This window comes from Leucobacter chromiireducens (genome assembly GCF_003917135.1).
Lineage (GTDB): Bacteria > Actinomycetota > Actinomycetes > Actinomycetales > Microbacteriaceae > Leucobacter > Leucobacter chromiireducens_A.
In genome coordinates this window covers 118,517-143,052 of the sequence record NZ_RPDI01000002.1, presented here as the reverse complement: position 1 = coordinate 143,052, position 24,536 = coordinate 118,517, and the positions used below count along the sequence as shown (strand labels likewise).

Here is a 24,536-nt window from a genome sequence, read left to right as displayed (position 1 = left end):
CGCGCCCGCTGGCGCCGCGGCTGCAAGACTGGCGGGAGCCCTGCGCGCGGCATCCCGCTCGCCAGCATGAGCACGTGAAAGGCGCCGCATGATCCCGCACCCAGCTCCCGAGCCAGGCACCGCAGCGCAGCCCAGCGCCGGCTATTCGTTCGCGGAGGCGAGCATCGCGGACACGCTCGCCGCGCTCGCCCGCCGCGAGATCACGAGCGCCTGGCTCGTCGAGCGGTCGCTCGCGCGCATCGCCCGGTTCGACCGCGGGCCCGCGGGGCTCACCTCCGTCGTCGTGCTCGACCCGGCCGCGCCAGCTGCGGCACGTGAGTCCGACGCACGGTGGCGCGCCGGCACCCAGCGCCCGCTCGAGGGGATCCCGTTCACCGTGAAGGACTCCTATCTCGCCCGCGGCCTCACGGCTGCCGCCGGCTCGCCGGCGTTCGCCTCCCTCATCGCGCAGCGGGACGCGCGCACCGTCGAGCTGCTGCGCGGCGCCGGCGCGATCCTGATCGGCAAGACCAACATGCCCCCGATGGCCGACGGCGGCATGCAGCGCGGGCTGTACGGCCGCGCCGAGAGCCCGTACAACCGCGACTACCTCGCCGCGGCGTACGCCTCGGGCTCGTCGAACGGCTCCGGCGTGGCCACCGCGGCGAGCTTCGCCCTGTTCGGGATGGGCGAGGAGACCGTGTCCTCCGGCCGCAGCCCCGCCTCGAACAACGGCCTGTGCGCGTACACGCCGAGCTGGGGCGTGCTCTCGATCCGCGGCAACTGGCCGCTCTTCCCCGCGCGCGACGTCGTGGTGCCGCACACCCGCACGATGCCGGACATGCTCCGCCTGCTCGACGTGCTCGTTCAGGATGATCCCGACACGCGCGGCGACTTCTGGCGGCGGCAGTTGGTGGTGCCGATCCCACGCGCGAGCGCGCACCGGCCGGCGTCCTACCCGGCGCTCGCGCGCCCCGACGCGCTGCGCGGCAGGCGCTTCGCCGTGCCGGCGATGTACCTCGGCGCGGATCCCGCGTATCCGATGGCGGTGCGCCCGTCGATCCTGCGGCTCTGGCACGCCGCAGCGGATCGCCTGGCGGCGCTCGGCGCCGAACTCGTCGTCACCGACTTCCCGCTCATCGCGGCCTACGAGCGGGATCGGCCAGGCCAGAAGTACCTCGGCGCGCTCGGCGACCTCCCGGCCAACTGGGGCGAGCTCGAGTTCCATGGCTTTCTCGGCTTCGGCTGGGACGATTTCCTGCGCGCCAACGGGGATCCAGCGCTGCCCGATTTGTCCGCGGTCGACTCGCGGCGCATCTACCCCACCCCGCCGGGGCAGCTGCCCGATCGCTACGAGCGCGTCGGCGACCACGCTGACCGGTTCGCGGGCGTCGTCGCGGCGGCGCGATCCGGCATCCCCGATCCGCGTGAGCACCCCGACTTTGCGCGCGGGCTCCGGGCACTCATCGCACTGCGGGAGGAGCTCGTGGAGCGGTGGCTCACCGAGCACGGCTTCGACGGGATCGTGTTCCCCGCGAACGCCGACGTGGGCCCGGCCACGGCCGACCGAGATCCGGCGGCCGCGGACCTCGCGTGGACCAACGGCACGCAGTTCTCGCACGGCAACTACGCGCTGCGTCACGTCGGCATCCCGACGGTGACCGTGCCGATGGGCACGATGCACGACATCGGCATGCCCGTCGGGATCACGTTCGCCGGTGCGGCGTACTCGGATCCCGATCTGCTGGGATACGCCGCGGCGTTCGAGGCCGGTGGTCCGGCGCTCCGGACGCCGCCGCCCGCCGCGCCGGCCCTGCCAGAGGACGCGGCGCCGACGGGCGGCGTGGGTGCTGCGGCCGCGCAGCCGGGTGGCGCTTAGGCCGGCTCGCCGCTCGCGGCGTCGGCGTCGGCCTGCTCCGCGGCCTGCTTGGCGACCTGCGCGCGCACGTCGTCCATGTCGAGGCCGCGCACGCCGTCGATCAGCTGCTCAAGCGCGGGGGCAGGCAACGCTCCGGCCTGCGAGAACACGCCGATGCCGTCGCGGAACGCGGCGATCGTGGGGATCGACGTGATCTGGAACATCGCGGCGATCTCCTGCTGCGCCTCGGTGTCGATCTTGCCGAACACGATGTCCTCGTGCTGCTGGGACGCCGCCTCGTACACGGGCGAGAACGATCGGCAGGGGCCGCACCAGTCGGCCCAGAAGTCGAGCAGGACGATGCCGCCCGCGGTGAGGGTCTCCTCGAGGTTGTCCTTGGTGATCTCAATTGTGCTCATCGTGTGTCGCGCGAAGTGCGCTCCCCTTCCTCGTGCGTGCTCGGGTGTCTCGCGCTCGGCGCCCGGCCCCCGCTCAGCCGCTCCCACCCAGTGAAACGGCCCTGGCGGGGCTGGTCAACCGTTTCGCGCGGTGTGCCCGAAACGCACGGGCCGCTCTCAGGCGCGTGCGTGTCAACCTTAGGTTGACAATCACAGAATGCCTGACCTACGCTCGGGGCATGCCCGACACACCAACCGTCCAGCCGCCGCGATCGCTCTCCGCGCTCGCCACTGAGGTCGAGGATGCCCTGCGCGGCGGGACCGATGCCGCCATGAGCGAGGCCGAGGCCCGCGCGGCGATTCGGAGCACCGATGCGCTCAGTCACGAGGCTCACGACGCGCTCACGGCGCTTGTGGTGACCGTTCGGCGCGGTGGCCTCTCATGGCAGACAATCGGCGACGCGCTCGGCGTCAGTCGACAGGCCGCGTTCAAGCGTTTCGGAGCGGCAGCACACCCACCAACGGAAGGAACGGACACGGCATCACCGACCATCGACCTGACGGAACGCACGCGCGCGGTATTCGAACGGCTGAGCGCCGGCGACTACGAGGCGGTGCGCGCCGACATGACGTACAGCTGTGCGCGGGCGCTCACCAAACGCAAAGTCATGGGTGTCTGGAACGAGGTCGTGCGCGAGACGGGACAGCTCGAGTCGTGCGATGAGCTCACCGTGCGCACGCCGGATGGGGACAGCGCGCTCGGAAAGCTCGCCAACCGGCACCTGATCTCCGGGGCAGTCGTCCAAACGACACTCCGCCACGAGGCTGGCGACTGGCTCGGTCGAGTCGCCTACAACGGCGCGGGCAAGATCACCGGCCTGCTGATCGCCCCGCTCGGCTCGGAGGATCTGCCGTTCTGACCGGGAGCCCAGAGGGGCCCTCGGACCCGGCGCTGTCGGCCGCTCCCCGCCGGTACAAACTGCAATTTGGTGAGGGTGTGAGCCGGTTTGGATCCTCATACCGGATCACACTCGCAGCAATCGCGAGCGGCGGGAGCGCGGGCGGCAGGAGCAGGAGCAGGAGCAGGAGCAGGAGCAGGAGCAGGAGCAGGAGCAGGAGCAGGAGCAGGAGCAGGAGCAGGAGCAGGAGCAGGAGCAGGAGCAGGAGCAGGAGCAGGAGCAGGAGCAGGAGCAGGAGCAGGAGCAGGAGCAGGAGCAGGAGCAGGAGCAGGAGCAGGAGCAGGAGCAGGAGCAGGAGCAGGAGCAGGAGCAGGAGCAGGAGCAGGAGCAGGAGCAGGAGCAGGAGCAGGAGCAGGAGCAGGAGCAGGAGCAGGAGCAGGAGCAGGAGCAGGAGCAGGAGCAGGAGCAGGAGCAGGAGCAGGAGCAGGAGCAGGAGCAGGAGCAGGAGCAGGAGCAGGAGCAGGAGCAGGAGCAGGAGCAGGAGCAGGAGCAGGAGCAGGAGCAGGAGCAGGAGCAGGAGCAGGAGCAGGAGCAGGAGCAGGAGCAGGAGCAGGAGCAGGAGCAGGAGCAGGAGCAGGAGCAGGAGCAGGAGCAGGAGCAGGAGCAGGAGCAGGAGCAGGAGCAGGAGCAGGAGCAGGAGCAGGAGCAGGAGCAGGAGCAGGAGCAGGAGCAGGAGCAGGAGCAGGAGCAGGAGCAGGAGCAGGAGCAGGAGCAGGAGCAGGAGCAGGAGCAGGAGCAGGAGCAGGAGCAGGAGCAGGAGCAGGAGCAGGAGCAGGAGCAGGAGCAGGAGCAGGAGCAGGAGCAGGAGCAGGAGCAGGAGCAGGAGCAGGAGCAGGAGCAGGAGCAGGAGCAGGAGCAGGAGACCCTGCGCCTCGAACTTCCCGTCGCGCCCCCCCTACTCCCCTCGGGTCAGCTGTTCGACGATTCGCGCCACCCTTGCGGGGCGCTGCGCGTCGGACGCCGTCATCAGCCGGAAGAGCATCGGATACCGCTCCCCCGAGGTCAGCGCCGCGAAGCGCTCGGCGGCGCCTGGCGCGGCCGCAAGCGCCGCCGCGAGATCCGCCGGCACCTCTGCGGTCGCCGAGCCCGCGTAGGCACGATCCCAGCGCCCGTCCGCCTGCGCACGCGCGACCTCCGCAGCGCCGCGCGGCCGCATGCGGCCCGCCTCGACGAGCTCGGCGACGATGCCGACGTTCCGCTTCGACCAGATCGATCGAGTCCGCCGCGGCGTAAAGCGCTGCAGGAACATCGCCGCGTCGTGCGACTTCTTCTGGCCGTCGATCCACCCGCTACACAACGCTTCCTCGAGCGCCTGCGCGTAGCTCAGCGAGGTGGGCTGCTCCGTGCCCTTCTTCGCGAGCAGCAGCCACAACCCGTCAGACGAGTCCTCATGCGCGTCGAGCCAAGCGCGCCACGCGTGCACGTCGACCATGAGCACCGGCTCGATTGCGCCCATCCCTGACTCCTCACGCCGTACTCGTGCTCTCGACTGCCGAGTTTCCATCACGTCAGCGCGGAGTGCGGCGGCACGAGATAAGAAACGCCCCGTCCCGAAGGACGAGGCGTTCACTGGTGGGACTGTTCTCCTCGCATGCAAACGAACTACGAAAGGCCCACCGTCACCTCTCGACTGAGCCAGTCCGCGAGCTTCCGCAGGCGAACGTTGGTCGTAAGCGCACGACGCAGCCGCGACTCTCGGACGAGAAGGTCAGCCAGATCGTCGCCGCCTATAAGGCGGGGAAGACGGTCTACGAACTTGCCGTCGTGTACGACTGCCATCGTGTCACGATCAGCGCTGTCTTGAAACGGCAAGGCGTCGCCCTGCGACGTGCCTCGCCGACACCTGAGCAAATCGACAAAATGGTTCACCTCTACGAGACTGGCTACTCCCTTGCAAAGGTGGGAGACCGCCTCGGGTTCAACGCGACTACGGTGCTCTATCAGCTGAAGGTGCGAGGGATCTCCACGCGCGACGCTCACGGGCATGATCAGGCGTCGTAGCGTGACCGCTCCATGTCACGACTTGCTGTCGTTGACCTTCTTGAGTTCCTGTAGCTCCGCCCAGTGCTGCTCCAAGCCGGTGAGCGTGGGGCTGACCCCTAATGTCACAAGCGGCTGGGAGTGACCATCGATGTACCGACAGGCAACCTCGAAGATTTCGGCTACCTTGGGGCCGATATCGTCGAGCTTGCTCCCGTCGATGCTCGGCAGTGTCGTCATCTGAACATTTGCGCGGTAGCGCTTGGTGACGCCCTTTAGCAGCTCTTCTTCGGTGAATACCTCACACCACGCTCGGACATGACTGTAGGCCATCCGCACGAGGGCATCTCGCACTTCGCCCTCCTGCGCCTTCGCGTTCTGGATCGCTGCGTTGATTCGTCCCTTGATCGCGCTCAGCGAGTCCGTACGCAACCCTGTCGCACGACTGACCTGCCCTTTGCCGTTCTCATCCGTGATTTGAAACAGCGAACAACGTTTCGACTTTTCCGAGAGAGTCATGAGAGTTGTGGCGAAAAGAATATCGTGCGTAAAGACAATGACCTGGACATTGTCAGATAGCCGCACAATACGCTCAGCGACCTCGTTGACCCGACGGTGATCGAGACTGGAAACCGGGTCATCGAAGATCACCGGTGCTGTAATGCCTGCAAGCCGCGCTTCGGCCAAGAAGTCGGCGAGTGCCAGCACTTTTTGCTCGCCTTCGGAGAGCACCTTCGACGGTTTGTGTTTGCCGGTCATGACCTTGCGACGCTGGGCCTTACCGTCCCGTCCGACGAACTGCAGCTTCATCGGCGGTGTCCGGAGCGCCTCGCACTCTTCGAGGAACAGCGCGTCAAAGTTTAGGTTGATTAGTTGGTTGCTGGCGGTCTTGGAGAGTTCCGTGACCGCTCTGGACATTTGCGGCATCGGCTTCTTGAGCGTTCGCAGACGGTCCGCTTCCTTGGCGCTCTTGACCTGAGATTCAATCAGCGGCCATGACCTTCCGAGTTCGACGGCATCCTTGAGTTCCAGCAGTTCCGCCTGCTTCTCGTCGAGCACCTTTACGCGATTCTGTTGCTGGTTCTGTAGCTCGGTGATGTCAGCGTCAGTAGCTTTCAATACACTCGCGACGGTGCTTTTCGTAGAGGCAATCCTATCTGCGATCTTGATGTCGACCGGCAGGTTTTCGGTAAGAGCAGCAGTCACGACGATCCGCGTGTTCTCGATCGTCTCGACCTGTGCGAAGAATGTTGGCCGGTTGGCTTCGTCGGAGTCTTTGTACTCGTCGATGAACGCGGCCATCTCGTTGCCCTGGATGTTGGCGATCTGACGCTTGAAAGCAGCCACCGCGGTGTCGGTCGTGCGGATGTCCTCTGAGATCTTGTCTTCGAGGTAGGTCGAGTAGCGCGTAAGAAGATCTCGAGCGGGGTCAAGTAAAGGCTGACGACAGTAGAGGCACCGATCCGCATCGTGTACTTCGAGGTCGACGAGATGCTGGCGATAGGTTTCGCCTCGCTCAATGAATTCGTTCCATGTGTCGTCGGGGTCAGCGGGCAGATCTGCAACGGCGAAGAGTTCGCTGCGAAAGGTCTCGTAGTCGGTCGCGAGTTGTGTCCGTTTGGCCAGAGCCGCGTTGTAGGCGATCTGGTCGAAGGTAGACAGGGCTTCAGTCGCAGCTACGGCCTGGGTCAAGACGCGCTGCTGGCTTTTGAGCGCCGTGATCTGTGTGCCCATCGTGTTGGCGCGTAGAGCCGCTACCGCTTGGGTCAGCGAATCGAGTTCCGCGCTGTCAGCTTCGCAGACCTTGGCCTTCGATTTGAGATCAACCAGATCAGAGGACGCACCGAGCGTTTCGATAAGCGGATAGATGGTGGAACCGCGCTGGAATCGCGAGAGCAACCCTGTGCTCCCGGAGCTAAGCTCAGCAATAGCGGAGTCGACCCGACCTGTGACCGCCTGGATCGCCGCAGTAACGTGCTTGAAAAGGGCCAGCGCGGCCGGAACGTAAACGTAGTCGAGGTCTTCATCGACATGTGTCGTGACAGCGGGACTATCGAAGATCGACATTCTCGTAAACGGTGAAACACCTCGCGCACCAGTCCAAGCAAGGGTCTGTGCCTCGTCACCAAGGGTGAACTCGAGCTTTGCGCCCTGCTCTTCGACGGCGTCCGCTTCGATATCGCCGAGGATCGTATCGGCAGTACGGCTGTTCGCGAGCGCCTTAAAGATACGAGAGTAACCGGTCTTCCCAGTGCCGTTCTCGCCGTACAAGATCGTCAACCCCTCGTGAGGCTCGATCACCGATCCAGACACCAGCGCATTGATGCCGTGAACATCAGAGAGCCGAGTCAGAGTCAGCGACGGTGCTGACTCGTCCTGACGGGCTTCGACGTTGAGCTGCGGGACGACCGGCAGCTCACGCTTGTCAAGGGCCTTCTCCTGGCGAAACAGCTGGTACGCCTTCTCGATCGTTGACTCGCCAACAGGGCGCGCGCTCGCAATGACCTCAGCAACGAGAAGGCGCACCCATTCATCATTGGCGTTCGCCCAGTCGGCGAGCAGTGCCCTTGGGTCGAGAAGCTCGGTTGACTCCACCGATTCGGCATCCTCGTCGGGGTTGACGCTGATCGAAGTTACTTCGTCGCTCATGCTGCGTCCTTCGTGTCTGATTGTTCGCTGCTCCCTGGAAATTCACCCAGGACTGCCCGCACGAGTACCAAGGAAATGACTTCATCGACCAGCTTGCCGAGCTTGCGCACGTTGCCGGTGCCGCTCGCACGCGTATGCAGCATCGCCTTGATATCGTCCGCATCGAGCCTCGCCAACTCATCGGGCGAGAGCTTGGCGAGTCGACTGTCAACGAGACGATCGATAACTTGTTTGACCTCGTCGCTCGAGAGTGGCTCGAAGGAGATGAGCGCGTCGAATCGCGAGTAGAGTGCGTCACCGAGGACGTGGCGAATTTCATCCTCCGAGCCGTAGTTCGAAGTGCAGATGATCAACGCCGGGCCGAGTTGTACGCGGTAGTTCTTGTCCTCAAAGACTCCTTCATCAAAGACTTCGTAGAAAGCACTGTGGAAGACCGCATTTGCCTTGTCGAACTCGTCGATCAGGATCACGCCGGAAGACCGATCGAGCAAATCGCGCGCGAACGAGGCCTCGGCGTGCGTCCCGCCGAAGAGGTAGGAGGCGAACTTGTCACTGTGGAACATGGAGAACTGCTTGCGTAACAGTTCACCCCCGAGTAGCCCATTGACGAACTGGGCGGTTTCCGTCTTGCCAACGCCAGATGGGCCGTAGAACATCAGAACAACTGGTTTGGTGCGCCGCGTAGTGGTCAGCGGATACAGGGCAGCAAGCATTCGCTCCCGCACCGATCGTTGCCCGACAAGCCGGTCGGTGAAACCGTCTCTGAACTTAACGAGCGTTTTACGGGTCACAACAGGATAATCAAAGCGCTTGACATCAGTCTTGAACACGCGGTCGAGCTGCGCCTGGATCAGCGCGGGTGGGTTATGTAGCAGTAGACGTTCAGGGTTGATCTCTCTGATGAGCCTGACGAAGTTCGTAATCGCGTGTTCTTGGACGCTCGCGTAGTCGGTCGACACCGCTACGAGGCGCGTCGGTCGCGGTACAGACGCTCCCGCAACCTCTGCCTCTTGGCCATCGACAGTGTGCCGGATGCGCCGTTTCGCCTCGTCGCGTTCATCCACCGCGTCCAGTAGGTATCTTCGAGGCCCACTGCCCAACTGTTCCTCGAACCACGAGAGAGGCCCGTAGTAGAGAGTGACCTTCGTGTTAGTCGCCATACTCGACTCCCGCAAGAATGACGTCGTACACGTCGAGAAGCGTGCTTGGCTCCGTTAAGCCACCGTCGACTACGTCTAGCCCAGTCAGCGGTGCAGGCTCTGCAGCGGGCGCCATCTCGGCTTGCATCGTCAGGCTGGACTCTGCAGCCCTGCCAACGCGGATACCGTGAAACACAAGTCGCATGCGGCCGAGATCAACCAGACCATAGTTGTTTCGGAACGCCTGGATGTTGAAGCGCAGGATGCGCTTTGCACCGTCCGCACTCTGCGCGAGTAGCTCGTAGTAGCCCTTCGCCGACGTCAGCGCACTATCCAGTTCGGCAAGATTGACGGGTAGCTCATCGAGCTTGAGCATCGCCAAGTACGGCGTGTACATCTTCATATAAGCCGCGGAGTCGTTGCGAGCAGTGACAGTCAGGCCCTCGAGCCGCTCGATGCCTTTCAGCTCACCGAGCTTGCTGAGGTAGTCGGTCAGGATGGTGTTCGAGAGCGTTTTGTTGAGGATGCTGCGTCCGACCGCCGACACACTCGCAGCGGCCCCAGCCTCGGCTGATCCCCCGAAGAAGGGTAGCCAGTTGAACTTTGCGGCGGCTCGCGCGCGCGCCTCGGCCTCCACCTCAGCTGCCCGCTCCTTGGTCAGCTCCTTCGAAGAAGTCTCTTTGCCGCCTGCCACGATATCCAGCAAGTCTGATGCCGACTCCTCGTCGAAGTAGACGATCTTGATCAAGGGAGCGCTCGTAGTGCCCGTGTCCGCATCGGTCATCAGTCAGCCCCTCCCGCGCTCAGCCCGAAGAACCGCTCGAAGAACGCGCCGAGTTTCTGGATCACGCGTTGCTTCTTCTCGCCGTGGCCGCCGTCGGCAGAGAAGCGCGACACCGGCGGCAGGACCTTTGTAATCGCTGTGCCGCTGGTGCGGATCTGGCCGTCGCGAAAGGCAGTCTCGACGAAGATGCGGGTTTCGTCTGCGCGGAGATTCTCGTCGGCGATGATCGTGTCGAGTTCGGCCTCGCGCTTGGCGGCGATGAATGCACGCCATTCCTGGTCGATCTCACCATCCACAGAGAGCGAGTCGACGAAGTCCTCGATGAGGTCCTTCTTGTTGCGCAGGGTCGGGCTGGCATCCACGGCGCGGGCGATCTCTGCGCGTATCTCCTTGTCGTCACCGTCTCCGCGTTCGTCGCGATACTTCTGGACGAGCATGAGGATGTAGTCAACGTTGATCTCGACCTGCTTGATCAGCTCGATCTCGAAGACCACGTCGTCGTTGATCTGCTCCTTGTCGGCGTCCTTGTCCTTACGGAACTCGGCATACAGGTCGAGGTAGACGCTGCGGTAGTCCTGGCCTTGACGGTCGGTCAGCAGGGCGGAGCCGTCGAACTCGTCAAAAGAGGTCAGGATGTTCTGCAGGCGCAGGATCGCACCGAACAGCTGGATGAACTCCTTCTGCGCAGCCTCACCGATGATCTGCTCCCCGAGCGGGAAGGCGTTCAGTAACTCGGCGACTTTCTCGGCGTAGTCGTTGTAGTACTCGCCGTACGGCTTGAGAAGTACCACGCCGCGGGCGTCCTTGTTTCCGAACAGCGCGATCGCGTCGTTCGTCTCGTCTTCAAGGTCGCGGAAGCTGACGATGTTGCCGTAAGTCTTGACGGAGTTCAGGATGCGGTTCGTGCGCGAGTACGCCTGGATCAGCCCGTGTGCGCGCAGGTTCTTGTCGACGAACAGCGTGTTCATCGTGGTGGCGTCGAAACCAGTGAGGAACATGTTCACGATGATGACGAGGTCGATCTCGCGGGTCTTGAGTTTGAGCGAGAGGTCCTTGTAGTAGTTCTGGAATCTGTCGGCCGAGGTGTCGAACGACGTGCCGTAGATGTCGTTGTAGTCCTGAATCGCGTCTTCGAGGAACGACCGGGCATCCATGCTGAGCGCGCCGGTGTCGAAGCCCTCTTCGTCGAGCGCGCCGTCCTCAACAGCGTCGTTCGCACCGTAGGAGTAGATCAGGCCAATCTTCAGGCGCTGGTCGGACGGCAGGCCGTCCTGTTGCATCTGGAAGTGGTTGTAGTACGTGCGCGCCGCCTCGATCGATGCCGTCGCGAAGAGAGCGTTGAACCCACGCATACGACGCTCCCCGAGCGTGTAGTGCTCGGCACGCTTCGTCTTCTGGTCAAAGTGCTCTCGCGTGTACTTCACGATGTCAGAGATGCGGCGTGGGTCAAGCAGCACGCTCTCTTTGTCGATCGCAGAGACCTGACTGTCGTCAGGATTACCGACCTTGATCGTGTTGACGTAGTCGATTCGGAACGGCAGCACGTTCTTGTCGGTGATCGCATCCACGATCGTGTACGTGTGCAGCTTCTCACCGAACGCCTGCTCGGTCGTCTTCAATTGCGGGTTGCCTCCGCTGCCAGAGTTGGCGGCAAAGATTGGCGTGCCAGTGAAGCCGAACAGGTTGTAGCGCTTGAACGCCTTCGTGATCGCGGTGTGCATGTCGCCGAACTGCGACCGGTGGCACTCATCGAAGATGATCACGACATGGCCGTCGTAGATCGCGTGGCCCTTGTTCGCGGCGATGAAGGTCGAGAGCTTCTGGATCGTCGTGATGATGATCCGCGCGTTCGGGTCTTCGAGCTGCTTCTTCAGCACAGCGGTTGAAGTGTTCGAGTTCGCCGCGCCTTTCTCGAAACGGTCGTACTCGCGCATCGTCTGGTAGTCGAGATCCTTGCGGTCCACGACGAAGAGCACCTTGTCGACGCTCGGCAGCTTCGACGCGAGCTGCGCCGCCTTGAACGAGGTCAGGGTCTTGCCAGACCCGGTCGTGTGCCACACATACCCGCCCGCGGCGACGCTGCCGAGGGTCCTGTAGTTGGTCGAGATGTCGATGCGCTGCAGAATCCGCTCGGTCGCGACGATCTGGTACGGGCGCATGACGAGCAACATCCGGTCGGCCGTCAACACGCAGTACTTCGTCAGGATGTTGAGCAGCGAGTGTTTCGCGAAGAACGTCTTCGCAAACGCCGAAAGGTCGGTGATCGGCTTGTTCTGCGCGTCCGCCCACCACGAGGTGAACTCGAACGAGTTGGATGTCTTGCGCACCCGCTTCGAACCCGCCGCTTCGCTCAGATGCTGACGACGAGTAGTGTTCGAGTAGTACTTCGTCAACGTCCCATTGCTGATCACGAACAACTGCACGTACTCGAACAGACCCGAGCCTGCCCAGAAGCTGTCGCGCTGATAGCGATCGATCTGATTGAACGCTTCACGAATATCGACGCCGCGACGCTTCAACTCGATGTGCACCATCGGCAGGCCGTTCACGAGCACGGTCACGTCGTATCGGTTCGAGCGAGCAGAACCGCCGTCGCCCTGACCGATCTCGTACTGGTTGATGACCTGCAGCCTATTGTTGTGAATGTTCTGCTTATCGATCAGCGTGACGTTCTTGACCGAACCGTCATCCCGCTTCAGCAGCTGGACATGGTCTTCCTGGATGCGCACGGTCTTCTCGACGATGCCGTCGTTCGCACCAGCAATCCGCTCAGAGAAGAACTGCTCCCACTCCGTGTCGGAGAACCTCATCGCATTCAATGCCTCAAGCTGGGTGCGCAGATTCGCGATCAGCTGCGCCTCCGACGTGATCGGCAGATACTCGTACGCCTGCGACTGCAACAACCGGATCAGCTCACGCTCAAGATCCGCTTCAGACTGATACGACGAAGCACCCGCTACGTCGGGGATGTACTCGGCAACAACCGTGCTCTCAGACGAGATTGCGATCGGATCATACTTACGAGGACTCAAATCACTCATGCCGCTGCCGCCCATCTGTACGTCTTCAGGAACTCGTGAAACTCGTTCGTGAAGGCTTCCTTGTGCTCTGCTGCCACCTCGGAAGTGTCGATATCACCGAATCGGTCATGGCTGTATAGATTGAGGACTTTCGTCAGCAGGGCTGCATCAGGCCCTCGCAGCAGAGACCCCCAACCGCCTGTGTAGCCCAGGAAATTTGCCGTCTTCTCAAGCAGTGCACGGAATTGATTGAAATGGGCACGCTCGACCGCATTCACGGAGATCGCCCTTTGAATATCGTGGATAATTCCCAGGTGGTAACTGAAAGGTGAGTCGTGCGATTGCTTTCTCAGTAACCATCCCTCAGCTGGATCATGTTGAAGAACGTAGGCTCGACTCTTCTTCCGATGGAGCGAGTTGAACAGAACGTTAAAGAAGAGAGCGTGATGGGTTGTGATGATAAATTTCAGACCCAGCCCCGATGCTCGCTTGATGAGCTCCGCCAGAGCGAGCGCCACTGACACGATGCGCACATCGTCCATGGATGACACCGGGTCGTCTATGACCGCAAGCTTTAGCTGGTCGTAGTCAGCCGTAGAACGCAACTCGGGGCTATCGCTGAGCGCTTCAATCGCTTCGCTCAACACAGAGTAATAAACGCTCCAAACAAATATGCTCTCCTCGGCTCTAGATATCTTAATGCCGTCCGTCGAGCTGTCGTTACCCTTGTGTATACCAAAGCTAATCTCGCCACTCTCGAAATCAAGCCTTGGTTCAATTCTGCCGTTCGTGAAGGCTTGGAAGCTATCGATGATCGCAGTGTCAAGACCTTGCGTCACGATAGTTTCTAGTAGGTCTGACGCCGGGTTCATCTTGAGCACGACTCGCTCGTTGTCCCAGGTAAATACGTCCTCAACGAAGGAGTTGTAGAGGACTACGCCCTCCGGATCACCCTCCTTGAGGTGCTGAGCCAGCCGAGTCTTACCGATTGTGTTCGGGGCGTAAATCAGGGCGCTGCGCGAATCGTCAAGGCCCTGTAATACCTCGTCGCCCAAGCTAGCGATTGTTTCATGGTGGCTCGTCATTTAGGCGGCCTCCGTGAAAGTCAGCAGCTTGTCGCGGTAGTACTCATACTGCTTGCGACGCGCGGCAAGCTCAGCGGGAAGACCAATACTCAGATCGTTCACGAGCGCATCGAACTTGTCGAGGAGAGATACGATACGGCGCTGCTCTTCGAGGGAAGGAACTGGGATCGGGAAATCCTTCACCTTACGCGCGTTCAGATTCGACTGAGATCCCTCGCCCAGATTCTTCAACCGCTCATACTGGCTAGCGATCCAGTAAAAGACATAGCGATACTCTGCCTGGGCCGGATCTATTTGAAGATTGCAACATGCCTGATTAGTGGTGAGTGGAATTTCGTTGATCGCCACCTTCGCAGCGGTAGCACCGTACATCGCCACGATCACGCAATGCTCCGGGATCCACTTGGCCGACGAACTCCGCAAGCCCTCTTCGGTGATGCTCATGCCGGTTCGGTAGACAGGCCCGAAATCAACCTCTTGAGTCCGCAACCATGGGATGTCTCCGCCGTAGTATGCGTCACGGCCCGAGGACGGAGTTCCGCCTGACGACACCTTGGCACTGACTCCGCCCAAGGTCGACCATCGAACATCATCACCGGCCGAAAAGCCGAAGACTCCGGCTCGGTAATACTCGTATTGGCGGCGGCGGGCTTCCAGCTCCGCTTCCAGCTCCGCTTCCAGCTCCGCTTCCAGCTGAGTGAACTCATCCAATACTCGCACGATCTCCCGCTGCACCTCGAGAGGCGGCACGGGGATTCGGATCTTCATGAAACGAGGTTTCGAGATATTGATGCGAGTCACGCCACTCGCAGTGCCGCGGATCTGTTTTCTAATCGACTCGCTCCTGAACAAGTGTTTCGAGAAGCCGGGCAACAACTGCCGCGGATCATTCAGTCGCAAGATAAAGCAGAAACTATTGAGGTAGATCGGTTCACCTGGTTCTGCCGCAACTACCGACGACATACCGACTTCGTCAAGTGATTCGGAGGAGCCGGTGATGAGGATATCGCCCTTGCGAATCGAGTTCTGACGCTCATCCGGTCCAACTTTGACGAAGTCGGGTGATTCGAGATCCAAACTCGGATTCGCAAAGATGTTCCGGTAAGACGCAAACCGTGCATTTCCGTCACTGAAATCGGCTTTGGTCTTCCCGGTGAGACCGGTAACTGTAGTGGCGGCGTCGGCGAGGTGCACAAAAACCACGCCTTCCGGGCATAGCTCGTGAATCAGTTCGTCGATGCGACTCACTTAGAGCCCTCCAGATCGGCAACGATCTCGTCGATCGAGGTGCGCAGCTCCTGCTGTCGGGAGACGATGCGTGCGATCTCGGCGTTCAGCTCGGTGATGTCGATGACCTCGCGGGTGTCTTCTTGCTCAACATAGGAGGACACGGCGATGTTGTAGTCGTTCGCGGCGATGTCCTCGTTCGACACGAGTGCGGCGACATGGTTGACGCTCTCGCGGGTGGTGAAGGTGTCGAGGATGTGCTGCTGATTGGCTTCGGTGAGCTTGTTTTTGTTCCCGGTGCGTTTGAACTCGGCGGAAGCGTCAATGAAGAGCACTGCGTTGTCGGTCTTGGATTTCTTGAGCACGATGATGCAGGTTGCGATCGTGGTGCCGAAGAACAGGTCCGGCGGGAGCTGGATGACGGCGTCGACGTAGTTGTTGTCGATGAGGTATTTGCGGATCTTCCGTTCCGCGCCGCCGCGGTAGAGCACGCCGGGGAACTCGACGATCGCCGCGGTGCCGTTGACGGCGAGCCACGACAGGATGTGCATGGTGAACGCGAGGTCGGCCTTCGACTTCGGTGCAAGCACCCCAGCTGGTGCGAACCGCGGGTCGTTGATCAGCAGCGGGTTGGCGTCACCGTCCCATTTGATCGAGTAGGGCGGGTTAGAGACGATCGCCTCGAACGGCTCGTCGTCCCAGTGCGCGGGGTCGATGAGGGTGTCCCCGTGAGCGAGGTTGAACTTCTCGTAATTCACGTCGTGGAGGAACATATTGATCCTGGCGAGGTTGTAGGTGGTCAGGTTGATCTCCTGACCGTAGAAACCCTGACGGACGTTGTCTTTGCCGAGCACCTTCGCGAACTTCAACAGCAGCGACCCTGAACCAACAGCGGGGTCGTAGACCTTGTTCACGCTCATCTTGCCGACCACGGTGATGCGGGCGAGGAGTTCAGAGACCTCCTGCGGCGTGTAGTACTCGCCACCGGACTTCCCGGCGCTGGAGGCATACATCTGCATGAGGTACTCGTAGGCGTCACCGAAGAGGTCGATCGAGTTGTCTTCGAAGTTCCCGAGCGGCAGATCACCGATCGCGTCCAGCAGCTTCACGAGTTTCTCGTTGCGCTTGGCCACGGTGCCACCGAGCTTGGAGCTGTTGACATCGAGATCGTCGAACAGGCCTTTGAGGTCGTCTTCGGCGTCGGTGCCGACGGCAGATCCTTCGATGTCCTTGAACACGCGAGCAAGAGTCTCGTTGAGGTTCGCGTCGTTCGCGGCACGCTTACGGACGTTCTGGAACAGCTCAGACGGGAGGATGTAGAAGCCCTTCTCCTCCACGGTCTCCTTGCGGCCGAACTCCGCTTGTGCGTCTCCGAGCTGGGCGTAGTCGAAGCTCGGGTCGCCTGCTTCGCGTTCGCTCTTGTTGATGTAGGCGGTGAGGTTCTCGGAGATGAACCGGTAGAACAGCATGCCGAGCACGTAGGACTTGAAGTCCCAGCCGTCGACAGAGCCGCGCAGATCGTTCGCGATGCGCCAGATCGTCTTGTGCAGTTCGGCGCGCTGTCCTTCTTTGGTGGTCGGTGCCATGTGGTTCATCTCCTGCGCCTCGGGCGCGTCTTAAGTTATGGTTGCGGGTCATCTCTTACCGTAGCGCCGGGCACTGACATCGGTCGGTTGCCATGCGTGGCATGAGCGTGAGCTTGATGCAGCCGGGAGCAGGTGTCGCGTCGACCGGGCGCTGCCATCTACCTGTGATTATCTCATGACGTGGCCTTTTCGAGAAGACCCTGCGGCCTCGGTCAGGCGTCCCAGCTCCAGGCGAAGCCGTTGAAGAGGCCACCGTGGACGTCGCGCAGGGTGAGGGTCGCGGTGCCGCGGGCGTCGAGCTGGACGCGGTTGTACTCGTTGGCTGCATGCGGGCGGGCGAACGGGCTTGCTCCCTCGAACTTCCAGATACTGGCGGGCCGTTCCCCGATGAACCCGATGCGGAGCGTGAACAGCAGTGAGCGGTGGTGGAGCGCCCGGCTGGAGAGAGTCATCGGTTCTGGTTCGCTGCCGTCTTCGGGCGGTGTGATGCGGAAGCGCAGGTCGTAGCGTGTCCGGTCTTGCATCGGCTCGGTCGCCGTGCGGGCGGTGTTGAGGTGCCAGAAGTGGTCGTTCCAGCCCGCGCCGTCGACCGGGCGTGTGTTGACTTTGAAGTCGCCCTTGTTGCTCGGAGTCACAATGCCGGGATAGGAGCGGCCGATCGTGACGTAGTCGAGTTCGCCTGCCATGTTCGCGAACCGGTAATGCTCGTAGGTGGCCTGCCAGCGTCGGTTCTTGACCACGACAAGGGTGCTGGTCTCTTCGTAGATGATCCCACCGTGCATCTCGGGCACGTCGAGCACGAGTGGTGCCTGCGCGTAGCGGCCGGTGACGAGACGGGAGTGCAACGCCTTGAGCGCCGCGGTCTCTCGTGTGCGAACGGTGTCGACTTTCCGACCGATCTTGTCGCCGTGGATCTGTCGCCGTTGCATCAGCTCGGGCACCTGGTGTGTGTCGGGGCTGAGCGCGAACACGTCGAGCAGCAGGTCTGCTTGCTCGCCGGGCAGGGTGTGGATCGCGGAGATGAAGCGGTGCCGGAGGCGTTCGAAGCTGTCCTCGAGGGAGCCGCGGAGGAGTTCGTCGACGATCCCGGCCTGGGCGAGGCGACGTTGGACGAAGCCCTCGCGTTTGGTCAGCCAGGCGAGCTGCTGGTGAAGGGTGGCGACATCGTCTTCATCGAGTCTCACGCCATCACCTCCGCCTCGCGCCCGTGTTCGCTTCCAACTTTATTCCGAGTTTCAGAGTGCCCTCGGGTGAGTTTCTACGGTCGAAGTGTCCCGGAAATCCGGGCTGTTCTCTTCAACTGGAAGGACTTACAACATGTCGAGCAATCAGGTGGTGCCGATGTTGACCCAGCAGGGGCAGAAGATCACCGGGAGCCTCGTGCGCCAGACCAAGCGTGAGGTCGAGCAGGTTGCTGCGTCCACGGAGATCGCGGCGGTGCGGGAGCAGGGGCACGCGTTCCTGGCGTCGCAGGCGATGACGAATGTCGCGACGCTGGTGGCGCAGGCGGAGGCGCAGATGAAGATTGCTCCGGCAGGGGCGCAGTTCTACGAGGCGATCATCGCCGGATACGCCATCGGCGCGGGCCAGCGCATCGCTCGGGGGCTGTGATGGAGGCCGTCGCCGCGATCGCGACGGTCGCGGGCGTCGCTCTCCTTGTCACGATTACGGCCTTCGTCGCATTGTGTGTGGTCGAAGTGTTGTGGGACGAGTACGAGGCGTGGCAGGAGCGTCGTCGTGCACGGATTGAGGCGGAGCTGGACGCGAAGTCCGAGCAGCTCCGGCAGACGATCCTCTCCCTCGCCGACGACCTTGCGAACGACCGTGATGAGGCGTCCAAGGCGTTGACGCGAGCGATGTTCCTGACGACCGGGCGCACCGATCTTCCTCGTTCGTAGCCCCTCAGCGAGAGCGCATCGTTGCCTATTTCACAACGACGGCTTTCACCGCACCGCCCGCCGTGGGTTACCTCGGTCACCGCCGTGTCGGATCGAGCCGCGGAGCGGCGCGGTGTGGTCTTCACGGTTCGGTCATTGAGGTGCGTAATGGGCGCTGACGCCGCCCAGAGCTGGCCTCTGCTGGCGGGCCGATCCATCAACTTCTTACCTCTTGAAAGGAGGAGTCTGCGTATGAGCATTCACATCAATCACAACCTGCCGGACAAGACGCCGCTGCCGGGGACATTCCGTGCGGCGCTGTGCGATCCACCGTGGTCGCTGCAGCAGAAGGGCGACCTCGGCGCGGTCAATCACTATGACCTCATGACCGATGAGCGCATCCTCGGGATGAGCGAGGCCATGCAGGAGATCATGGCGGAGAACTCGTTCTGCTTCCTGTGGGTCACCACCGCGGCCGTTCCCCTGGGCATCAAGGTCCTCGAAGCATGGGGCTACCGGTACACGAGCTTCTACTTCTGGGCCAAGCCCCGACTCATGCTCGGCAACACGTTCCGCAACTCCGGGGAACTGCTGCTCCTCGGCGTACGTGGGAAGGGCACGAAAGTCGCGTTCAAAGGTCAGCCGAACTGGGGCATGCATGCCCTGCAAGCCCACAGCCGGTAGCCCGAGGAAATCCACCTCATCGTCGAGAGGCTCGTTGGCGGGGACGGACCATTCCTCGAGCTGTTCGCCCGCAGACCCGCTCCCTCGAGCAAGCACTGGGATATCTGGGGAAACGAGTGCGACGCGACAATCTCGCTCGCGAAATGGGGATACCCCGTGCCTGCCGATGACCAACCCAACCACGCCCCGGCAGCGGAGATTTGGACGTGAGGGGCGTGAAACATGCCGGACGATACCGGGCCGCGCTCGATCGCGGAGAAGTTCTTTCAGATGTGCCTGCTCATCTTCGGCGGCGTGATCCTGCTCGTACTGGCGATCGAGCTGATCAAGAGCATCTGGTGGATCCTCGCCCTGATCGCGCTCACCGTCGTCATCGTCGGCGGGCTGCTGTGGTGGTGGCGACGCCGAAACACCTGGCCCTGAACTCTCGGACAGGAGGTCAACGATGAACCGAAAGCGAAACAAGGCCGGTGGGCACCACCGTCTCACCCCGATCTGGAAGGACAAGGTCGACCGGGAAGGCCTGGCCAGGGTTCTGCTGCTGCTCGCGATGCATCTTGACGAAACCCGTCGAGCGGCTCATACACGGAAGCAGAAATCGGCACCAACGGCCGAGCAGAAAGGGGGCGGGCATGACGAGAAAAACTAAACACGAGGAGTGGGAGTGGCAAGAACTCGCATGGCCCGACACGCTCACCCCCGACGCTGTCCACGCCACACTGGAACACCTGGCCGCCTCGTCCATGCTCGGCCCGATCGTGCTCGAGGCCCGCGCAACGAAGACGGGTCTGCGCTGGCTGATCGCGGCCAAGCCGACCCGCATCGACACGGTACTTGACGGGCTCCGCGCACACCTCACGGTCCGTGCGCACACTCCCCGCCGACGCCGACACGAGGTGCAGCATGCGGTCGACCTGCGCATCACCGGCACCGACCTCAGCCTCGAGGCCGCCAAGGTCACCGCGAGTATCCGCGGCCTCTACGGGGCACTGTCGCGCCTCCACGGGGAGGAAGAAGTCGTCCTACAGCTCCTGCTCGGTCGCCGCCACACGCCGCCCGTACGCCCGCGAGAATCGCTCGGCGCTTGGCTCCGTGTGCTTGCGGTCCCGCCACGAACCGGCATGACGTTGAAACGGCGAGACGGTCAGCACGGCTTCTCTCTCAGCCTGCGCATCGGCATCACCGGCGCAGCCGCCCCGCGAGCGAAGCAGCTTGTCGGTGACGTGATCGGTGCGTTTCGCGTCCTCGAATCCGCCACCAGCCGCATCAGCGCCGTGACCGGTTCAGCAGTGCACCTCAACCGGGCCGCACGGCCGTGGCGATGGCCACTCACGTTGACCAGCGGGGAAGTCATTGGCTTGACCGGCTGGCCGATCGGTGAACCGCCGTTGCCGTTGCTCGGCAGACTCCACCCACGCCAGCTCCCACCGCCCGAAATGCTTGTGCGAACGGACCGCATCATCGGCAAGACCAGCGCCCCCGGCTATAGCGAGAAGATCGGCATCCCGATCCGGGACGCCGCGTTCCATACTCATCTGCTCGGGCCGACCGGCTCGGCAAAGTCGACCGTGATGCTGGGCCTCATCGCCGCAGACATCACGGCCGGTCGCGGCGTGCTGGTCCTTGATCCGAAGGGAGACCTTGCTGATCGCGTCCTCGCACACGTTCCGAAGAACCGAGAACACGACGTCGTTGTCATCGACCCGACGAACGCCGCTCCGGTCGGGTTCAACCCGCTCGCCGGTCACCGACGTCAGGCCCAGGTTACGGCCGACACACTGCTGGCAACCTTCGAAGCGGTCTTCGCGAAGCACTGGGGCATCCGCTCCGCGGACATCTTCACGGCGGTGTTCAACACGCTCGCGCAGATCGACGGGGCCAACCTGCTCTGGGTAGCCCCGCTGCTCACGAACACCGCGTTCCGCCGCAAGGTGCTGAAGAACATCGACGATCCGATTGGGCTCGGAGGGTTCTGGGAGCAGTACGAGGCGAAGTCACCTGCGCAGCAGGCCGAAGAGATCGGGCCGGTGCTGAACAAGCTCCGCCAACTGATCCTACGACCTGGGATGCGGGCGATGCTCGGTCAGAGTGATCCGCGCTTCGATCTCACCGACCTGTTCAGCAAGCGGCGCATCGTCGTCGTGAACCTCAACAAGGGCCTGCTCGGCGCTGACGCCGCAAGACTGCTCGGCACGCTCCTCATTGGGCAACTATGGGCAAAGATCCTCGCCAGGCAACGTGACAGTCTCCAACACCGGCACATCGTCAGCATCTACATCGACGAGATCCATGACTTCCTCGCAGGCATCCCCGGTGACCTCTCCGACGCCCTCGCCCAGGCCCGCTCCCTCGGCGCGGCGTTCACCGTCGCGAACCAATACCTGAAGCAGTTCACCTCGGCCATGCAAGCCTCGGTGGAGACCAACACGCGCAGCAAAATCTACTTCGGCCTCGGCGGCACCGACGCGCCCACCATCGCCAAGCACTCGACCGGTCTGGACGCCCAGGATCTTCTGCTGCTTCCGAAATACCACGCGTACGCGAACGTCATGCAGCACGGTCAAGCCACCGGCTGGATCAGCATCGCAACCGCACCACCACCGGCAGGTATCAGCGACCCAGCGGCCATCTACGCCGCCGCACACGAACGCTACGGCGTCGCCGCCACGATCACCGAGCAACAAATCCGCGATCTCATCGCCCCGACCACACCCGACTTCACAGACGCCGACGACGGCCCAGTAGGAAGGAGCCGACGATGACTGGCCGTCCTCGATCGAGACGCATCGGGAGACGTATCGCTGCACCCAACAAACACGCGCTTGCCGGACGTCGCGGGGGAGAACCACGGCGGCAGGACGTGACTGACCCGGTCATCCCAGGTCACCCGGCCGTCCCAATCGGCGGAGGACTCCAGTCATGACCGCTTTACTTGACCATCCGATCTATCAGGAGCTTCTCGCGCATCTGCTCGAGCTGCGCTTCGCGACGACGGGGCAACTTGCCAGGCTCACGAGGGAACACTACGGAAGCGCCCAGTCTGCGCGACGGCAGACGATGCGGCACCTGTCCAAGCTCGAGCAGCACGGCCAGCTGTTGCGCTTGGAGCGTCGTGTCGGTGGATGGCAGCGCGGCTCTGCACAATCCATCTGGGCGCTCACCACCACCGGCTATCGTCAGGTCGCCGGGCAGGCCCGCACGAGACAGCGACCGAACCTCATCTCAACGACGTTCCTGGAACATCTGCTCGCGATCGCCGAGACCCGGATCATCGCGTACGAAACCGTCCAGCGGATCCCGAGCGCAGAGCTACGGGTCAAGACCGAGCCCGTCCGCTGGAGGAACTACCTCGGGCCGCACGGCGAACGCCTCACACTGCGACCCGACCTCTTGATGAGCGTGACCACTCCCGAGTATCTGGATCGCTACTTCATCGAGGTCGACCGTGCCACGGAGAACCCCGCCCGGGTGATCGCGAAGTGCTGGCAGTACGTGCGCTACCGCCGCAGCGGAGCAGAGCAACAGGCCAGCGGCGCGTTCCCCGCAGTGCTGTGGATCGTGCCGACGACGAAACGTCGAACACAACTGCGTGCACACCTCGTTGCCGCCGAGCTACCGCAGAGCATGTTCGCCGTACTCACTCTCGACGAACTGTCCGGCATCATCCGAGACGGGCCGCCTCTCACGAAACAGAACAACACCAGGAAGGAGAACACCCCCTATGAAACCTGAACACAATTTTTACCCAGGCGCTGACGCCGAAAACAGAACAACCTCACCAACGACCCCCGAGCGACGCGCATCGCCCGTACCGACCACACGGCAGGAAGCCCGCGAGCTGGAACGGCTACGCCGTGGATACGGCACTGCGTTCGACGTCTACCTCGACTCGGTTTGGAACGGCATCGAGACCATCACCGACATGGAGGCGGACTTCAACAACCTGCACTGGGCGTCGTATGAACGCATCGAGCAGTTCGTCAACGACTTCATCGAAAGCCTGGGATGGGCCGACGCCCGCGACCACGCCATCCGCGAATGGGCCATCCCAAACAACATCCTCATCTTCGACCGCGCCGCGATGCTCGAGCATCTGCGCGGCGATTTCGAGTTCCACGAGCGAGGAGGTGAAGTGCATGTCTTCATCCGATAGCCCTGACCCCGGTGCACATCAGCGTCCTGTGGAAAACCCTGACCAGGCGGATGATTTCGCACTGGACTCACACGGGCAAGAGAGCGTCAATGGAAACATGACCACAACTCCATACACCACCAGCCCGCTCACCGCCGCAGACCCCTTCGCTGCGCTCACTCAGAGCTTCACCCCGAAGCGAGCCGTCTCATACCTGCGCGTCTCGACGCGCGAGCAAGCGGAACGCGGCGGCAGGGAAGAAGGATTCTCGATCCCGGCGCAGCGCGACGCGAACAAGAAGAAGGCTCAAGCCGTCGGTGCGATGGTCGTCAAAGAGTTCGTCGAGCGTGGCGTCTCCGGCACCTCCACCAACCGCCCCGCGCTCCAAGAGATGCTGCGCTACCTCGAAGCCGAGCAAGGCAACATCGATTACGTCATCGTGCACAAGCTGGACCGTCTCGCACGCAACCGCGCCGACGACGTCACCCTTAACCAGCGGTTCAGCGAACTCGGCATCCGGCTCATCTCCACCAGCGAGAACATCGACCAGACTCCCGGCGGCATCCTCCTCCACGGCATCATGAGCTCGATCGCCGAGTTCTACTCCCGCAACCTCGCCAACGAAGTCATCAAAGGCATGAGCGAGAAGGTCAAGAACGGCGGCTCCGTCAGCCGCGCACCGATCGGCTACCTCAACACCCGCACCATCGAAAACGGCCGCGAGAACCGCACCGTCACCGTCGACGACAGGCGCGCGCCACTGGTCACCTGGGCGTTCAACGCCTACGCCACCGGTGAACACTCCGTACGCACCCTCACCAAAGAACTCGTCCGGCGAGGACTCACAACAGTACCCACCGCGCGGCTCGTGGAGAAGCCGGTCGAGATCCGCCACGTCCACTCGATGCTCACCAACATCTACTACACCGGCATCACCACATTCAAAGGCGTTGAGTACCCCGGCAACCACACCCCGCTCATCAACCGCGAAACCTTCGAAAAAGTCCAGACCATCCTGAAAGAGAAGATCAACGGAGAACGCTCCATCAAGCACGACCACTACCTCAAGTCCACGATGCACTGCGGGCACTGCGGATTCCGCATGGTCGTCCAAGTCGTCAAGAACCGTCACGGCGAAACCTACCCGTACTACTCCTGCCTCGGACGACACTCCAAGCG

Annotated in this window: 21 protein-coding genes and 1 pseudogene; 12 read left to right on the top strand and 10 right to left on the bottom strand. The window is 62.5% G+C overall.

Features of this window, described 5'->3' with window-relative positions:
- The first annotated feature begins 88 nt into the window (after positions 1–88).
- The gene (locus EGM46_RS01785) at positions 89–1,858 is read left to right on the top strand and encodes an amidase (protein ID WP_125098454.1); all 1,770 of its coding nucleotides are present in this window, start codon (positions 89–91) and stop codon (positions 1,856–1,858) included.
- On the opposite strand, the gene EGM46_RS01780 is transcribed toward EGM46_RS01785, so the two are convergent.
- A complete protein-coding gene (locus EGM46_RS01780) occupies positions 1,855–2,256 on the bottom strand; it encodes a thioredoxin family protein (protein WP_125098453.1) in 402 nt (133 codons plus the stop codon). The two genes, EGM46_RS01785 and EGM46_RS01780, sit on opposite strands and share 4 nt — an antisense overlap.
- 218 nt (positions 2,257–2,474) lie before the next feature.
- Between EGM46_RS01780 and EGM46_RS01775 the strand changes: the two genes are divergently transcribed.
- Complete coding sequence (locus tag EGM46_RS01775; RefSeq protein ID WP_206427466.1) at positions 2,475–3,155, top strand: DUF3887 domain-containing protein; 681 nt, start codon at positions 2,475–2,477, stop codon at positions 3,153–3,155.
- A gap of 934 nt (positions 3,156–4,089) precedes the next feature.
- Here the strand turns inward: EGM46_RS01775 and EGM46_RS01765 are convergent.
- The gene (locus tag EGM46_RS01765) at positions 4,090–4,650 is read right to left on the bottom strand and encodes a YdeI/OmpD-associated family protein (protein WP_125098452.1); all 561 of its coding nucleotides are present in this window, start codon (positions 4,648–4,650) and stop codon (positions 4,090–4,092) included.
- 116 nt (positions 4,651–4,766) lie between these two features.
- On the opposite strand from EGM46_RS01765, the gene EGM46_RS01760 reads away from it, so the two are divergent.
- The gene (locus EGM46_RS01760) at positions 4,767–5,195 is read left to right on the top strand and encodes a hypothetical protein (protein WP_206427473.1); all 429 of its coding nucleotides are present in this window, start codon (positions 4,767–4,769) and stop codon (positions 5,193–5,195) included.
- A gap of 15 nt (positions 5,196–5,210) precedes the next feature.
- On the opposite strand, the gene EGM46_RS01755 is transcribed toward EGM46_RS01760, so the two are convergent.
- From EGM46_RS01755 to EGM46_RS01720, 8 genes are all read right to left on the bottom strand, one after another.
- On the bottom strand, positions 5,211–7,823 hold the full coding sequence (locus EGM46_RS01755) for an AAA family ATPase (RefSeq protein WP_125098451.1): 2,613 nt from the start codon (positions 7,821–7,823) through the stop codon (positions 5,211–5,213).
- Positions 7,820–8,887, bottom strand: coding sequence for an AAA family ATPase (locus EGM46_RS01750; protein ID WP_206427465.1), 1,068 nt, complete (start codon positions 8,885–8,887; stop codon positions 7,820–7,822). The genes EGM46_RS01755 and EGM46_RS01750 overlap by 4 nt, the downstream gene beginning before the upstream one ends.
- An 85-nt stretch (positions 8,888–8,972) precedes the next feature.
- Positions 8,973–9,746 (bottom strand): DUF6414 family protein, encoded by a 774-nt coding sequence (locus EGM46_RS01745; protein WP_125098449.1) that lies wholly within the window; start codon positions 9,744–9,746, stop codon positions 8,973–8,975.
- Positions 9,746–12,787, bottom strand: a complete 3,042-nt coding sequence (locus EGM46_RS01740; RefSeq protein ID WP_125098498.1) for a type I restriction endonuclease subunit R — start codon at positions 12,785–12,787, stop codon at positions 9,746–9,748. Before EGM46_RS01740 ends, EGM46_RS01745 begins: the two co-directional genes overlap by 1 nt.
- A complete protein-coding gene (locus tag EGM46_RS01735) occupies positions 12,784–13,821 on the bottom strand; it encodes an anticodon nuclease (protein WP_164512777.1) in 1,038 nt (345 codons plus the stop codon). Before EGM46_RS01735 ends, EGM46_RS01740 begins: the two co-directional genes overlap by 4 nt.
- Before the next feature lie 30 nt (positions 13,822–13,851).
- Positions 13,852–15,099 (bottom strand): restriction endonuclease subunit S, encoded by a 1,248-nt coding sequence (locus tag EGM46_RS01730; RefSeq protein WP_125098447.1) that lies wholly within the window; start codon positions 15,097–15,099, stop codon positions 13,852–13,854.
- Complete coding sequence (locus EGM46_RS01725) at positions 15,096–16,664, bottom strand: type I restriction-modification system subunit M (RefSeq protein WP_125098446.1); 1,569 nt, start codon at positions 16,662–16,664, stop codon at positions 15,096–15,098. The genes EGM46_RS01730 and EGM46_RS01725 overlap by 4 nt, the downstream gene beginning before the upstream one ends.
- Before the next feature lie 212 nt (positions 16,665–16,876).
- The gene (locus tag EGM46_RS01720) at positions 16,877–17,848 is read right to left on the bottom strand and encodes a hypothetical protein (protein ID WP_125098445.1); all 972 of its coding nucleotides are present in this window, start codon (positions 17,846–17,848) and stop codon (positions 16,877–16,879) included.
- A 133-nt stretch (positions 17,849–17,981) separates the two neighbouring features.
- Between EGM46_RS01720 and EGM46_RS01715 the strand changes: the two genes are divergently transcribed.
- The 9 genes and pseudogenes from EGM46_RS01715 to EGM46_RS15160 form a co-directional block, all read left to right on the top strand.
- Positions 17,982–18,275 carry a hypothetical protein gene (locus tag EGM46_RS01715; protein WP_125098444.1) on the top strand — a complete coding sequence of 98 codons (294 nt, stop codon included), beginning with the start codon at positions 17,982–17,984 and terminating at the stop codon, positions 18,273–18,275.
- The gene (locus EGM46_RS01710) at positions 18,275–18,562 is read left to right on the top strand and encodes a hypothetical protein (RefSeq protein ID WP_125098443.1); all 288 of its coding nucleotides are present in this window, start codon (positions 18,275–18,277) and stop codon (positions 18,560–18,562) included. The genes EGM46_RS01715 and EGM46_RS01710 overlap by 1 nt, the downstream gene beginning before the upstream one ends.
- Positions 18,563–18,793: 231 nt before the next feature.
- On the top strand, positions 18,794–19,225 hold the full coding sequence (locus EGM46_RS01705) for an MT-A70 family methyltransferase (protein ID WP_164512776.1): 432 nt from the start codon (positions 18,794–18,796) through the stop codon (positions 19,223–19,225).
- 222 nt (positions 19,226–19,447) lie between these two features.
- Positions 19,448–19,648 carry a hypothetical protein gene (locus EGM46_RS01700; protein ID WP_125098441.1) on the top strand — a complete coding sequence of 67 codons (201 nt, stop codon included), beginning with the start codon at positions 19,448–19,450 and terminating at the stop codon, positions 19,646–19,648.
- Between the two features lie 22 nt (positions 19,649–19,670).
- Positions 19,671–19,874: a hypothetical protein gene (locus tag EGM46_RS14820; protein ID WP_206427464.1), complete on the top strand. Its 204-nt coding sequence runs from the start codon at positions 19,671–19,673 to the stop codon at positions 19,872–19,874.
- 94 nt (positions 19,875–19,968) lie between these two features.
- A complete protein-coding gene (locus EGM46_RS01695) occupies positions 19,969–21,987 on the top strand; it encodes a type IV secretory system conjugative DNA transfer family protein (RefSeq protein WP_206427463.1) in 2,019 nt (672 codons plus the stop codon).
- 157 nt (positions 21,988–22,144) lie between these two features.
- Positions 22,145–22,957, top strand: a complete 813-nt coding sequence (locus tag EGM46_RS01690) for a replication-relaxation family protein (protein ID WP_125098440.1) — start codon at positions 22,145–22,147, stop codon at positions 22,955–22,957.
- Positions 22,947–23,378 (top strand): hypothetical protein, encoded by a 432-nt coding sequence (locus EGM46_RS01685; RefSeq protein WP_125098439.1) that lies wholly within the window; start codon positions 22,947–22,949, stop codon positions 23,376–23,378. The genes EGM46_RS01690 and EGM46_RS01685 overlap by 11 nt, the downstream gene beginning before the upstream one ends.
- A pseudogene (locus EGM46_RS15160) lies at positions 23,362–24,534 on the top strand (recombinase family protein); the annotation flags it as partial. The gene EGM46_RS01685 and the pseudogene EGM46_RS15160, both read left to right, overlap by 17 nt.
- Between the last annotated feature and the right edge of the window lie 2 nt (positions 24,535–24,536).

Coding starts and splice junctions, on each gene's coding strand:
- EGM46_RS01785 (WP_125098454.1), top strand. CDS start 89: ATGATCCCGCACCCAGCTCCCGAGCCAGGCACCGCAGCGCAGCCCAGC.
- EGM46_RS01780 (WP_125098453.1), bottom strand. CDS start 2,256: ATGAGCACAATTGAGATCACCAAGGACAACCTCGAGGAGACCCTCACC.
- EGM46_RS01775 (WP_206427466.1), top strand. CDS start 2,475: ATGCCCGACACACCAACCGTCCAGCCGCCGCGATCGCTCTCCGCGCTC.
- EGM46_RS01765 (WP_125098452.1), bottom strand. CDS start 4,650: ATGGGCGCAATCGAGCCGGTGCTCATGGTCGACGTGCACGCGTGGCGC.
- EGM46_RS01755 (WP_125098451.1), bottom strand. CDS start 7,823: ATGAGCGACGAAGTAACTTCGATCAGCGTCAACCCCGACGAGGATGCC.
- EGM46_RS01745 (WP_125098449.1), bottom strand. CDS start 9,746: ATGACCGATGCGGACACGGGCACTACGAGCGCTCCCTTGATCAAGATC.
- EGM46_RS01740 (WP_125098498.1), bottom strand. CDS start 12,787: ATGAGTGATTTGAGTCCTCGTAAGTATGATCCGATCGCAATCTCGTCT.
- EGM46_RS01725 (WP_125098446.1), bottom strand. CDS start 16,664: ATGGCACCGACCACCAAAGAAGGACAGCGCGCCGAACTGCACAAGACG.
- EGM46_RS01715 (WP_125098444.1), top strand. CDS start 17,982: ATGTCGAGCAATCAGGTGGTGCCGATGTTGACCCAGCAGGGGCAGAAG.
- EGM46_RS01710 (WP_125098443.1), top strand. CDS start 18,275: ATGGAGGCCGTCGCCGCGATCGCGACGGTCGCGGGCGTCGCTCTCCTT.
- EGM46_RS01705 (WP_164512776.1), top strand. CDS start 18,794: ATGAGCATTCACATCAATCACAACCTGCCGGACAAGACGCCGCTGCCG.
- EGM46_RS01700 (WP_125098441.1), top strand. CDS start 19,448: ATGCCGGACGATACCGGGCCGCGCTCGATCGCGGAGAAGTTCTTTCAG.
- EGM46_RS14820 (WP_206427464.1), top strand. CDS start 19,671: ATGAACCGAAAGCGAAACAAGGCCGGTGGGCACCACCGTCTCACCCCG.
- EGM46_RS01695 (WP_206427463.1), top strand. CDS start 19,969: ATGCTCGGCCCGATCGTGCTCGAGGCCCGCGCAACGAAGACGGGTCTG.
- EGM46_RS01690 (WP_125098440.1), top strand. CDS start 22,145: ATGACCGCTTTACTTGACCATCCGATCTATCAGGAGCTTCTCGCGCAT.
- EGM46_RS01685 (WP_125098439.1), top strand. CDS start 22,947: ATGAAACCTGAACACAATTTTTACCCAGGCGCTGACGCCGAAAACAGA.